At 58.6% G+C, this 12,126-nt stretch carries 10 protein-coding genes; 3 read left to right on the forward strand and 7 right to left on the reverse strand.

Features of this window, described 5'->3' with window-relative positions:
- Nucleotide 1: 1 nt before the first annotated feature.
- On the forward strand, nucleotides 2–2,065 hold the full coding sequence (locus OHL23_RS07790; RefSeq protein WP_263351221.1) for a glycoside hydrolase family 127 protein: 2,064 nt from the start codon (nucleotides 2–4) through the stop codon (nucleotides 2,063–2,065).
- Nucleotides 2,066–2,277: 212 nt separating this feature from the next.
- Here OHL23_RS07790 and OHL23_RS07795 read toward each other — a convergent pair whose 3' ends face one another.
- Nucleotides 2,278–3,441 (reverse strand): pyridoxal phosphate-dependent aminotransferase, encoded by a 1,164-nt coding sequence (locus tag OHL23_RS07795; protein ID WP_263351742.1) that lies wholly within the window; start codon nucleotides 3,439–3,441, stop codon nucleotides 2,278–2,280.
- 287 nt (nucleotides 3,442–3,728) lie between these two features.
- On the opposite strand from OHL23_RS07795, the gene sixA reads away from it, so the two are divergent.
- Nucleotides 3,729–4,286: a phosphohistidine phosphatase SixA gene (sixA, locus tag OHL23_RS07800; RefSeq protein ID WP_263351222.1), complete on the forward strand. Its 558-nt coding sequence runs from the start codon at nucleotides 3,729–3,731 to the stop codon at nucleotides 4,284–4,286.
- On the opposite strand, the gene OHL23_RS07805 is transcribed toward sixA, so the two are convergent.
- Together OHL23_RS07805 and OHL23_RS07810 are read right to left on the reverse strand one after the other, a co-directional pair.
- Nucleotides 4,238–5,881 carry a Ppx/GppA phosphatase family protein gene (locus OHL23_RS07805; RefSeq protein WP_263351223.1) on the reverse strand — a complete coding sequence of 548 codons (1,644 nt, stop codon included), beginning with the start codon at nucleotides 5,879–5,881 and terminating at the stop codon, nucleotides 4,238–4,240. The two genes, sixA and OHL23_RS07805, sit on opposite strands and share 49 nt — an antisense overlap.
- Nucleotides 5,882–6,109: 228 nt before the next feature.
- The gene (locus OHL23_RS07810) at nucleotides 6,110–6,490 is read right to left on the reverse strand and encodes a DUF5818 domain-containing protein (RefSeq protein ID WP_263351224.1); all 381 of its coding nucleotides are present in this window, start codon (nucleotides 6,488–6,490) and stop codon (nucleotides 6,110–6,112) included.
- Nucleotides 6,491–6,734: 244 nt separating this feature from the next.
- On the opposite strand from OHL23_RS07810, the gene OHL23_RS07815 reads away from it, so the two are divergent.
- On the forward strand, nucleotides 6,735–8,735 hold the full coding sequence (locus OHL23_RS07815) for an ArnT family glycosyltransferase (protein WP_263351225.1): 2,001 nt from the start codon (nucleotides 6,735–6,737) through the stop codon (nucleotides 8,733–8,735).
- On the opposite strand, the gene OHL23_RS07820 is transcribed toward OHL23_RS07815, so the two are convergent.
- From OHL23_RS07820 to OHL23_RS07835, 4 genes are all read right to left on the reverse strand, one after another.
- A complete protein-coding gene (locus OHL23_RS07820; protein WP_263351226.1) occupies nucleotides 8,732–8,905 on the reverse strand; it encodes a hypothetical protein in 174 nt (57 codons plus the stop codon). The genes OHL23_RS07815 and OHL23_RS07820 overlap by 4 nt on opposite strands.
- A gap of 153 nt (nucleotides 8,906–9,058) precedes the next feature.
- On the reverse strand, nucleotides 9,059–10,288 hold the full coding sequence (locus OHL23_RS07825; protein ID WP_263351227.1) for a serpin family protein: 1,230 nt from the start codon (nucleotides 10,286–10,288) through the stop codon (nucleotides 9,059–9,061).
- Nucleotides 10,289–10,429: 141 nt separating this feature from the next.
- Entirely contained in the window at nucleotides 10,430–11,593 is a 1,164-nt protein-coding gene (locus OHL23_RS07830) for a glycosyltransferase (RefSeq protein WP_263351228.1), read from the reverse strand.
- Nucleotides 11,594–11,644: 51 nt separating this feature from the next.
- Complete coding sequence (locus tag OHL23_RS07835; RefSeq protein WP_263351229.1) at nucleotides 11,645–12,076, reverse strand: MerR family transcriptional regulator; 432 nt, start codon at nucleotides 12,074–12,076, stop codon at nucleotides 11,645–11,647.
- Nucleotides 12,077–12,126: the final 50 nt, after the last annotated feature.

Below are 12,126 nucleotides of genomic sequence, written 5' to 3' on the forward strand. Positions count from 1 at the left end.
CATGACCGCCCTTCCCAGCATGAATCGCCGCACCTTTCTCAACGCCAGCATCGCAGCCGCCGCAAGCTCCTTGCTGCCGCGAATGTACGGTGAAACGAACTCATCGACGCTGGAGGAGGCAGCGAGCGGCTCGCATCTCACCCCCAACTGGAAAGACGAAGGCGTCCTCGATCTCACCAATTCACCTCATGCCAAACTGAAGACGGTTCCCATCCGTGCCGTCGTCATTGAGCAGGGCTTCTGGTCGCCGCGCCGCGCTACTAACGTGACCGCGAGCATTCCCAGCATGCGCGAAGAACTGCTAGAGCACGGCCGCATGGATAACTTCCTGCGCCTTGAAAATCGCTCCACAGCGCAGCAGCGCGGCCCCGTCTACTCCGATTCGGATATATATAAGTGGGCCGAGGCCGTCGGCTTTGCTCTGCAGTCGGAACCGCTGCCCGAACTGCGCCGGACCACCGACGAAATGATCCAAACAGTAGTCGCGGCGCAGGAAAAGTCCGGCTATCTCAACACCTACTACGTCCAGGATCGCGCCGCTCAGCGCATGCTTCCGCACACCCAGGAAATGGGCCACGAACTCTACAACATCGGCCATCTCCTGCAAGGCGCCATCGCGTATTACCGCGCCACCGGCGACCCCACTCTCCTGAACGCCGGAATGCGCTTCATCGACGGCTACCTCTTGCCCGATTACGGCCCCGGTACAAATCAGAAACCAATCGTCGCAGGCCATCCCGAAATCGAAATGTCGCTCATCGAGCTGTATCGAACCACGGGAAACCGCCGCTACCTCGAATTGGCCGGATACATCCTGCACGGCGACGACCGGCTCAATCTGCGGCCGGAGTCAATCACGTACATGTTCTGCGGCATTCCGTTCACTTCGCGGACAAAGCTCGAAGGCCATGCCGTTCGCGCCATGTACGCCTGCTGCGGCGCGACGGATTATTACCTCGAAACCGGCGATCCTGCTTACTGGCAAACGCTGAACCATCTCTGGCAGGATTTGTCGGAGCACCAGATGTACATCACCGGCGGCGTCGGCGCGCGCAGTCAAGGCGAGTCCTTCGGCCACGCCTTCGAGCTACCCAACGCACAGGCCTACGGCGAAAGCTGTGCCGCAATCGGCAACATGATGTGGAACTGGCGCATGCTGGCCGCCTCCGGCGAAGCCCGCTTTGCCGATGTCATCGAACGAGCGCTCTACAACGGCATCAACTCCGGCATGTCGCTCGATGGCAAGCTCTATTGCTACCGTAACCCGCTCGCGCACGATTCCAGCACCCGCGACAAGATCCGCAATCCCTGGTATGACACCACCTGCTGCCCGCCCAATCTCGAACGTACCCTGGCCTCTCTCCCGGGCTACTTCTACTCCACCTCCGAAGACGGAGTCTACGTGCACCTCTATGACAACAGCGAGATGAACTGGCATCTCCACAGCGGCACTTCATTGCACATTAAGCAGGAGACCCGTTACCCATGGGAAGGAGATGTGCGCCTGCACGTCCACCTGCCAGCGCCCGAGGCATTCACCCTCTATGTGCGAATCCCTGCATGGTCACGCACAACTACGGTGACATTGAACGACAAGCCCGTCGAAGGCGTAAAAGCCGGCGAATATCTCCCCATTCACAATCACTGGTCCGGCCACGATCACGTCGAGATCAGCTTCGATATGCAGCCGAAGCTCGTACACGCCAATCCGGCAGTCGCAGATGATATGGGCAGAGTAGCGATCCAGCGCGGCCCCATCGTCTATTGCATGGAACAGCTCGACCAGAAGGCAGGCAGCGCGCCCATCGAGTTCTACGGATACTCAGCGCATCTGACCGGCGAAACCACATCCAGCTTTGAGCCCAACCTACTCGGCGGAGTCGTAGCGCTAGAACATCCCGGTTCCTTCGCCGGAGCACCGGCCACTGAAGCTCTGTACTCAACAGGCGAGCCGTCCGCCGCAAAGGCCGAGCCTGCCACAAAGCTCAAACTGATCCCGTACTACGCCTGGGCCAACAGGGAAGACTCTTCCATGCAGGTCTGGATTCCCTATATCCGGACTTAAGAAGTCTTCCAATCAAGTGCCGAAGCGTCTCGTGAGGGAAATTTGAAGGGTACGTGCTTCAGCCCGTACATCCAATCCGGCAATTTCGGAGGCTTTAGCCTTTGAGGCTGGCCTTTTTTCGGTGGTGGGTCAGTCTGAAGGGTACGGGCTTTAGTCCGTACATTAAGCCCAGCAATATAAAGGGCTTTAGCCCCTGAGGGTTGGTCTTTTTTTCAAACTGACCCACTACCCAACGTCCGCAAACGCACGCAGGCATCGTCCAGATCGTCATCCTTCTTCGCAAAGCAGAAACGCAGCAGATCCTCGCCATGCCCTGCGCGAAAGAATGCCGAACCAGCCACGGCAGCCACGCCTGTCTTCGCCAGCAGCCACCGTGCCTTGATCGCCGCCGTCTCCCCCGGCAACTGGCTCGCGTCGGCCAGCACATAGTAGGCTCCGCGCGGAATATACGGCTTCATCCCGGCATCCTTGAGCGCGGCCACGATCCGGGCGCGCTTGGCTTCGTGATCTGTCGCAAGCTGCGTGTAAAACTCCGGCCCCAGTTGTTCTAGACCCTGCGCCGCGCCATGCTGAAAAGCCGAAGGCGCGCAAACATAAGTCAGATCATGAAAATAGCTGATCGCCCCCAGCCATTTCGCATCCGCCACCAGATATCCAAGCCGCCAGCCCGTCACCGAAAAGGTCTTTGAGAAGCCGGAGATGACAATCGTCCGTTCCCGCATCCCCGGCAATGTTGCCGGGGAGATATGCTCGGCGTCGCCGTAGACGAAGTGCTCATAAATCTCATCGGTGAAAACAAACAGCCCATACTCCATCGCGACTTCCGACAGAGCCTCCAACTCCGCTCGTGTAAAGATCTTCCCGCAAGGATTGGAGGGCGTATTAACGATCATCGCCCGCGTGCGAGGCGTCAGCGCGGCGCGCAAGGCGTCTAAATCCAGCGTCCAATCGGCCTCCGGCGAAACCGGCGCACAAAGCGGCACGATTACTGGCACTACTCGTTTCGATTTCAACTCGCTGGCGTGATAGCCGTAGAACGGCTCAAAGAGAATCACCTCATCGCCCGGATTTAAAAGCGCCAGCGACGCAGCCTGCAGCCCGCCGGTCGCCCCGCTCGTGACCAGAATCTCCGCATCCGGATCGACCATCATCCGCCGGTCACGCAGCATCTTCGCCGCGATCGCCTGCCTCAGCCGAGCAATCCCATCCAGCCTCGTGTAAATGTTGTGCCCGGCATGGATCGCTTCAATCGCCCCTTCGATCACCGGTCCCGGCGGCTCCGTGTCGCACACACCCTGCGCCAGGTTGACGCCGCCGATCCGGTCGCACTCCATCGTCATGGCGCGAATTTCGGATTGCATTGTGCGCGGTGCCATTTCGCTCAGTGTCAGTTCCTGGCGCTTCCAATTTTCGTTCGTGTTCTCGTTTGTGGGCTTGCCGGCTTCAACAGTCGCAGGTGTCATAGGAAAAGCATCCATTCTTTAAATACCGAAGCTCCATTATTTTTACAGCAATATCACACCGCAGGAGATACAAAGATGGTTTTCTCATGGCATTTGATCTCACTATCCAGCGAATACTCCTCAAGATTGATTTGTTACATTCGTGTTAAAATCGGCACTGCGGAGCAGACCAGACTTTAACTTCGCCTGATTGAAACCCTATGAATCTTTACCTGATGCGCCATGCAGATGCTGGCGTCCCCCGCGAAAATCCCGTTCTAGATGCCAAGCGTGGCTTGATTAAAGAGGGCAAGCAGCAGTGCATGCTGATGGCCGGTGTACTGGCTGGCCTCAAGGCCCAGATTGACGTCATTGTCTCCAGCCCGCTCAAGCGCGCGCGCCAATCCGCCCAGTTCGTCGCGACTGAAATCGGCTTCGAAGCCCCGATTCTTACGTCGCCTGCACTTGCGCCGGACGGCGACTACCCCGCCTTGCAGCAGCTCATCGCAGAGCATTCCGGCCGCGAAGGCGTCCTGTTCGTTGGCCACAATCCCAACCTCCATCAGTTCATCGCCAAACTGATCTCCGGTAACGGGAACGGCAATGGCCACAATCACTTGCCGGGTGGTGGCAGCATTCGTCTTCGCAAAGGCTCCATCGCGCGCGTCGATCTGGCCAAGCGCCCGCCGCAACTGCAATGGCTGATAGATCCGCGCCTAGCCCGGGTTGTCTACGCCAGTGTCACAAAGAGTTCGCGCCCAAAGACCTCGCGGAAGTAGTCAGCCTCTTTGCGCAGCGACCAAAGCTCCAGTTCCGCCCCAGTCCGTCCCGGCTCCAGTTCCAGCAAAACCCGCTTGGGATAGACCCGCGCCGCAACGCGCAGGACATCCGAGGCCCGATCCTGGTTCAGCGCCCGCGCCAGCCTCAGCAGCACCACGCTTTTCTGCACATTCGCGTGCTCCTGCGGCGGAATATTCCGCATCGCCCGGTCTCCGGGCTGCGGACGAGTCTTGCCCAGATAGCGTGCCATCGCCGAGATGATCGTCCGCTGCAGTATCGTGTATCCGTAAATCTCGGAACTTGAAATGATGTACTGCGTGTGCCGGTGATGTCCCTGGTGATTCAGAAACTTGCCGGTTTCGCTCAACATCGCCGCTGCTGCAAGCCAGTTTTCATACTCCGCAGGCAGGTGATGAAGCGTGGCCAGATCGCGATAGAGCTGCTCGGCATGATTTTTGACTGGCTCAACCATGCGCAGATTGACGCCATAGCGCTTCGCCGTCGCCAGCACACTTTCCCAGCGCTCCTGCTCAAATTGCAGGTGCGCCGTCGCGCGGTCATCCTTTTCCGCCAGCATCTGGGCCAGAATTCCATCGCGCAGTCCCAGGTCCGAATAGCGAAACCCTGCCAGATCAAAGGTTTCCAGCAACTCGGCGTACACCACAGTCCCGGCCACAATAATCTCCGCGCGTTTCGGTCCAATACCGGGCACAGCCGACCGTTCCTCCATATTCATCTTGCGGAGCTTGGTCGCCAGCCGCCGGACCTGTTGTTGCGTGGTGATGTCCATGGCAACCTGCGATGTTACTGGGCGGGAGGCGCCAGTTTTTCCGCTATGCGTCAATTTGGAAGCACTTCCAGCCGAGCGGGTTCCGGCGATCCTCGCGCCCGGCTTTGTTCCCGCGTCAGACTTGACCAGCGCCGTACGCGCCTCGCACAACGCCGCCGCCGTTCCCGAGGTTGCAATCACCAGCGGCACAGCCCCCGGCTGGATCCGTCTGTGCGCACGCCGCAACTCCCGCGCAATGAACTGCTTCATCCGCGCAAGACCCTCCTCCGATGGCGGATCGTCCGGGATAAACTCCCGCGTCAGCCGAACCGCGCCAAGCGGCAGACTGACCGTATCTTTGATCCGTTTGTGTTCGCTGAGAGTGATCTCGCAGCTTCCGCCGCCCACATCCACCAGCATCACCTTGCCGCCCGCACCCAGTTCGTTTGTCATGACGCCGCGATGAATCAGCCGCCCCTCTTCGAGGCCGGAAATGATCTCAATCGTCCACCCGGTCTCCGCCTTGGCCCAGGTGACAAAGGCCTGCGCATTGCGCGCGTCACGCATGGCCGCCGTGGCCACCACGCGGATCTGGTCCACTCCATGAGCCTGCACGGCGCGCTGAAATCGCTTCAGCGCCTTCAGCGTCGTCGCCATCGCGTCTGGCGAAACCAGCCCGGTGTCGAAGACGCTGGTGCCCAGCCGCGTAACTTCGCGGTCCTCATGCAGCGTTTTCAGGCGATGCGCCACGACCCTGGCGATCTTGAGGCGGCAGGAGTTGGACCCGATATCGATTGCGGCAAAGGTGGCGGCGAGCGTGGGCATTCTCAGATTCGGGCGCGCTCGATGAGTTACTTCACAAGCCGCCTACCGCAACAATACAACACGCAACGCGAATATTCGGTCAAAGGAGTGCCGACGGGAAGCAACATCGGAATTGGACGGAACCCGCGCCACACCATTCACGCCCTCGCGGCAGCACTGCCTCTGTACAAAAGAGAAGCGAGGGAATCACCTCCCTCGCTTCTTTGCATGAACCGGATTGAAGATCCTCTATGCGCTGGCTTCTTCAATGGCTTCAACATGGATCAGTCTTGCCGTCTCTTCCAGCTTTCCGGTCACCTTGACAGACTTGCCTTCAAACTTCTGGGCCTTGTCCGGTGTGTCAAGCCTGTAGACGTCGCCCGAGGAAGCCCGCAGCACGAATTCAGAGCCGTCCTTCACGATGGTTCCCATAAAGGTCGAGGACTTGGCAGTGCGCTGATCCGGCGTAGCCTGGCCGGGTGGCGGCGAAGGAGCAGGGTCCTGAGCATAGATTGCACCGGACCGTTCAGGGGTGGGCTGCAATGCCTCGGCAGCATAGCCCACCATGATTGAAATCGCAAGCACGGACAGGGCTCCCTGCAATGTGAAGATCGAATTGCGCATTCTCATTGAGATTTACCTCCGGTGGTAGATTCCCACTTGCTGCACCCTGATCTTGCAAGTCACGGGCCAAATGTCAACTCCATGGAAATCAGCGAGATGATCGATTCACCCGCGAAACGTCTCTACGTAACTGGAAGTATTTTCCTGCCCCGTGTAAGAAATCACTATGTAAGACTTCCCTCCCAGCTCCCCGCGACGCCGAATTCAGCCCACTTTGCTGCTGATATCCTGAACTGTTCTTAAGAAAACCATGACAGAATCGGCAAAATACATCTCCCGTCCTGCTCCTTCTTCTTCTGTCCGCGCGGTTTGGGCATTGCTTTTGGTTGTTTTTGGTGCAATTTATCTCTCCGCATTGCACACTCCATCCCTGCTGGACGACGCCGACGCGAGCCACGCCCAGGCAGCCGCACACATGGCCGAAAGCGGCGATCTGGTCACGCTCAAAGTCGACGGCATCCGGTATCTGGAAAAGCCCCCGCTACCTTACTGGATCGTCGCCGGCCTGTACAAAGTGCTCGGCGAGAACGCTTACGCAACCCACCTGCCCAACGCTCTCGCGGTGCTCGGCTGCGCGTGGATTGCGTGGCTCTGGTGCCGCCGCGCATGGGGAGATCGCGCCGCGCTTTACGCAGCCCTCGGAACCCTAACCGCCTGCGGACCCTTTCTGTACACGCGCTTCTTTATTCCCGAAGCGCTCCTGAGCTTTCTGCTGCTACTCGCGTTGTTCTGCTTCCTCACCGGCCTCGAAAGCAGCCGCCCGGCACGTTTTTATGTCGCCTGGGTTGCCCTCGCCCTTGCCACGCTCACCAAGGGACTGATCGCCCCCGTCTTTTTCATCGCAGCCGTGATTCCGTTGCTCCTGCTCAGTGGCCAATGGCGGCGCTGGCGCCAGCTCAAGCCCGTCACCGGAATCCTGCTTTTTCTCCTGGTCGCTGCTCCCTGGCATATCCTTGCCGGGCTTCGCAATCCTGACCAGGGTCATCCCGTCGGCAACATTCCGACCCTCGGCAACGTTCATGGCTTCTGGTACTTCTATTTCCTGAATGAGCACGTCTTCCGCTTCCTCGGCACGCGCTACCCCCACGATTACAACCGGCTTCCGTTCCTCGCGTACTGGGCGCTTCCCCTTATCTGGACCTTCCCCTGGAGCCTCTTCTTTCCGGCAGCCCTCGTAGTCGCCTGGAGAACCCGCCACACCTGGCTCCAGCATCTACGCAAAGACGCAGGTCAGACCGTCGATTTCTATCTCGATCACGCCGTCCGCGAAGACGTGGCCAGCTTCGTCTTCCGGCTCAAATTCCGCAGCCGATCCACCTGGCTTCTCGGCCTCTTCGCCGCCTTCACCCTCATCTTCTTTTCGCTCTCCACCAACCAGGAGTACTACACCTGGCCAGCCTGGATTCCACTCATCATGCTCGCCGCCGGAACGCTGGCTGGAATAGAAGAGGCAGGCGAAGACCTGAGGACTCAGAAAACAGCGGGGAAGGTTCCCGGAACGGGCTGGATACTGGCCGCGCATTGGCTCTACGCAGCGGTTGGCGTCATCATCGCCGCATTGCTCGGCTGGGGACTCTGGGAGTCGCGGAAGCTGCCATTCGTCTCCGACATCGGAACCCTCCTCGCCCATCGTGCGTTCGGGGACTACACCCTTTCAATGTCCCACTTGTTCGACCTGACTGGTCCATCCTTCGCCGCTTTGCGCCTGCCCGCCGGAATCGCGGCTGCGGCGCTCCTTCTGGGTCCACTCACTGGCCTGATCTTACGCATGAATCGGCGAAATGCCGCCGCGACCGTCAGCATCGGACTTACCTCCGCCGTTTTTCTCGTCGCCGCGCACATTGCCTTCGCACGTTTTCAGCCCATGCTAAGCTCCCGGCAGCTAGCGACCACCATTCTGCAGAAAGCGACTCCCTCAGACGATTTCGTTATCTTCGGCGACCAGTCTGACGCCTCGTCGGTCATCTTCTACACCCACCGATTCTTCGGCCATCCCGCTCTCGTCGTCATGGAACGCTGCTCGCAACACGGCAACGGGTCTTCGTTGATCTGGGGCTCCTGCTATCCGGATGCGCCAAATATCTTCCTCACCCAGGATCAGCTCGCGGCGCAGTGGGGCAAAGGCCCGCGTCACTGGCTCTTCGCTCAGGACACAAACCGTTCCAAGGTTCAACAATTGCTTGCTGGGCGGCTCATTCCAGTCCAGACCATCGCGGATAAAACTCTCTGGACAGACAGGCCGCTGAATTAGCTGGAGGGGTCCTTCTGACGTGTGGCCTTTACGCCAGACAGAATTCCGAGTCCCACCAGCACAATCGCACCCACCGCAATCCATTGCGTAGGCATGTGCGCTAAGTGAGCGCCGTAAGCCAGTCCGCCAATCAAGATCGCAAATCCGATCGCATAAATTCCAAACGACATAGGGTCTCCTCACCAAGAGAAGGCCCTAGTGTCTCCCATACAAGAAAGGGTTGCTGAGCAGAAAGGCACGGCTTGGCGCGCGTAGTGATTTCGGCTTCTTTCTTTTCGTGCTGGAGCGCCACTCCAGCGACCGAACCTATTTGGCCCGGTTTTTTACTTGGAAGGGTCAGTCACCCGGCCCAGGAACAGAATCCCGCCCGAGCGATTGTCGCGAATTAGAAATAGAAACGGGTGATCCGCGCGGAAAACAATCGGCTGCTCCGGAACCGGCATGCGAGCCATCGCATGACGCATCATCACCCCCGTCGCCGCAGCCGCCTCGGTTCCTTCTTCATTCACATCAATGAAGGCCTTGTGGATCACAGCCGAGATATACAGCCCACGCGGATCGTCGCTCATTCCGGAAAAATTCGCAGAGCCCTGTTGAAACGCCTGCACCATCCCCATCGCGCCCAGCTTGTGTCTCAGTCCAAACTGCTGCGTCATCTTGAAGCTCGGCAACGAGAGAATCACCTTGGGAACCGGTGCCAAACGGTGCAGCCAATCCTTCGCATTCGCCGAGTTCAGAGAGTCCTCCAGAGCAGGCAAGCCGCTCACGTCATTCGGCAGCAGCACAATCATAGAGAGTTCCTGGCTCTTGTAAGGAATCTCCAAAGCCTGAAACGATCCGCCGTTGAAGTAGTTAAATCGGCCTTCCCGATGCATCAGCCGGGCCTTCACCGATTGCGCCGAAGCAAGATGAAAATCCTCATCCAACGTCTTCGTCTTGTCGAATTGCGTCTCCCAGTTGCCCTTGAAATAGATGGCGTTCGTAAGCACCATCCTCGTCCTCGCATCCAGAACACCCGGCGCCAGCAGATCCTTGATCTTGTTCTCGGTCTTCTCCGCAACCCACTGGTTGATCGTCTGCCGCGCAGCATCCGCGTCGAGCTTGAAGTCCACCGGATGGAAACCCGCGCCGTAGTCGTCCTTCGTCAGTTGCAGAAACGAGTCCAGAAACTTGTAACCCTGTTGCGCCCACAGCGCATCGGCCACGCGAAGCTGGTAACCCGCGTGCTCGGCATTGAGATCGTTCAACAGCGAACCCATTGCAGGGTGCAACCGCTCCGGCGGAAGTGTGAAACGTAGAGTTTTCGCCATTTCGGCAGCGGTTTGGCCGCGCGCGCCCGCATAGGTCATAGCCAGCGCCGTCGATATGCTTTCCGGCGAAAAGAAGAGATTGCCGCTCTGGCTCCGCAACTGGCCGTACAAGGCAACGGCAAAGCCGTTGTTCCCCTCAACAGCCGCAGTCCGGTCGGTAGAGTTCTCTGTGGGGGAATTAAGCGCCAGCGCAGGCGCCAATAGGACAAAGCATTCGATCAGCAGAACAAGAAGCAGCTTCATGCGGATCTCCATGACGGAAGCGCGGCCGGAATTTCTCTTCGCGTACTACGCTAGTCCATTTCCGCCGACCCTGACTACCAATCCATGACCAGCAATCCTGACTGGCAGTCCATCTGAATTGACTCTCTGCGCGGAAATCCGTCACTTTGCCGCGCGCATTCTGCCCCCCGGCATCAAGTCATAAATCTTGTCTCGCCAGACAATTGTGCTGGAAAGATAGCTCGCCGCCCAGAAGCCGAACCCCATCAGATCACGAACAGGATAGAGTACCAACAACTCAAAGAGACTCGGGTCGTGAACGACTTTGCGCCCCGCGGCCCAGGCAATCGCCCAGCGGGTCAAAATACCCCAGGCAAAAAGCGACGCGCCCAGAGCAGGATGCCCCATCCCCAGCGCTGCGCCCAGCGCCAGCAGTCCGAATGGCATGCTAAAGGTTAGCGCCGTGCCAAAGTGTCCCTTCGGCCGCGAAAACCGGGTTGATTTCATCCAGCGCACCTGATGACTAAGTGAGTCCGCCAGGCTGTCGTTGAGGATCATGTGATCGATCACATGATGACTGAGCGCAACGCTTCGTCCTTGCTTGAAGACCTCGTTGCCCAGAACGTAATCGTCCGCGCAATAGTCGCCCAGCTTTGCCATTCCACCCATCGCTTCCACGCATTCGCGGCGCACAGCCATCGTCGGCCCGAGAACGAACTGCATTCCTTCCAGCATGTTGGCCACCAGCACGCCAGCCGTCATCTCCACCGACATTCCCACCGCCTCAAGCCGCGCCCAGAGCCCGCCCTCGACCGCAACGCCTCGATAGAGGCAAGTCATCGCGCCGACCTTCGGATCATGAAATGGAGCAGATATGTTGCGCAGGTAGTCTGGCACGACGCGAACATCGGAATCGCTGATGACAAGGATCGGATGTCTGGCTGCGGCCGTCATCACTTCCAGTGAATGCACCTTGGCATTGATATAGCGCAGTTCGCCCGTCGAGAAAAAGCGCGCCGGAATCTGCGGATAACGTGCAGCAACCCGACGCGCAATATCGAGTCCCGCGTCGCCGTCGTCACGAGCGCAGAAAAGGATCTCGTACTGAGGATAATCTTGCTCAAAGAACGTAGTCAGGTTGGCTTCGAGGTCAGGCTCGCTGCCATGCAGCGGCTTCAGAAGACTCAGCGCCGGAGTGAAACTGTTTTTGGGCGAAGGATTGCGTCGACCGCGCAGATGATGCCGCGCGCCAGCCACGACCATCCCAGCAAAGACGGTGGAAGTGAGCAGACCAAAGATTCCGATTGCGAGCAAAGACAAAAACATCCGAATTCCGTAAGTACAACATACTGGCTGAGGCCCAGCGAAGGATTCAGCCTAGGATTTCGGCGTACTTCGGCTGTTTTTGGCGGCTGAGGGTGTGGGGCGTGGAACAATGATCGGCTTGCGCAGCGGGACGATGGCGGATTTTGAAGCAGCGCCCGCCGCCTGGTGAATCTGCGTCAGCATTTCGGTGCGAACGTACTCGACAAAGCTATGCATCTGGCGGTTCATCTCCTCCATCCGCTCGCGCATTTGCAGAATAATAGCGATCCCCGCGATGTTCACTCCCAGGTCGCGCGCCAGGTTGAGGATGAACTCCAGCCGTTCCAGATCTTCGTCGGTGTAGAGCCGCGTATTTCCCTCGGTGCGCGACGGCTTCAGCAGACCCTCGCGCTCGTAAAGCCGCAGGGTCTGGGGGTGAATGTCATACATCTCAGCTACTGCCGAGATCATGTACGCGCCTTTGGATTTTCGCTTGGCAGTCATGGTTTAGGTTCGGTTTCGGTTCGATTTAGGTTCGGCTGTTGTGGTCTTTG

The sequence above is a fragment of the Acidicapsa acidisoli genome (genome assembly GCF_025685625.1).
GTDB classification, from domain to species: Bacteria; Acidobacteriota; Terriglobia; order Terriglobales; family Acidobacteriaceae; genus Acidicapsa; species Acidicapsa acidisoli.

Coding starts and splice junctions, on each gene's coding strand:
- OHL23_RS07810 (WP_263351224.1), bottom strand. CDS start 6,490: ATGAGAATGCGCAATTCGATCTTCACATTGCAGGGAGCCCTGTCCGTG.
- OHL23_RS07835 (WP_263351229.1), bottom strand. CDS start 12,076: ATGACTGCCAAGCGAAAATCCAAAGGCGCGTACATGATCTCGGCAGTA.
- OHL23_RS07815 (WP_263351225.1), top strand. CDS start 6,735: ATGACAGAATCGGCAAAATACATCTCCCGTCCTGCTCCTTCTTCTTCT.
- OHL23_RS07795 (WP_263351742.1), bottom strand. CDS start 3,441: ATGGCACCGCGCACAATGCAATCCGAAATTCGCGCCATGACGATGGAG.
- sixA (WP_263351222.1), top strand. CDS start 3,729: ATGAATCTTTACCTGATGCGCCATGCAGATGCTGGCGTCCCCCGCGAA.
- OHL23_RS07820 (WP_263351226.1), bottom strand. CDS start 8,905: ATGTCGTTTGGAATTTATGCGATCGGATTTGCGATCTTGATTGGCGGA.
- OHL23_RS07825 (WP_263351227.1), bottom strand. CDS start 10,288: ATGAAGCTGCTTCTTGTTCTGCTGATCGAATGCTTTGTCCTATTGGCG.
- OHL23_RS07790 (WP_263351221.1), top strand. CDS start 2: ATGACCGCCCTTCCCAGCATGAATCGCCGCACCTTTCTCAACGCCAGC.
- OHL23_RS07805 (WP_263351223.1), bottom strand. CDS start 5,881: ATGCCCACGCTCGCCGCCACCTTTGCCGCAATCGATATCGGGTCCAAC.
- OHL23_RS07830 (WP_263351228.1), bottom strand. CDS start 11,593: ATGTTTTTGTCTTTGCTCGCAATCGGAATCTTTGGTCTGCTCACTTCC.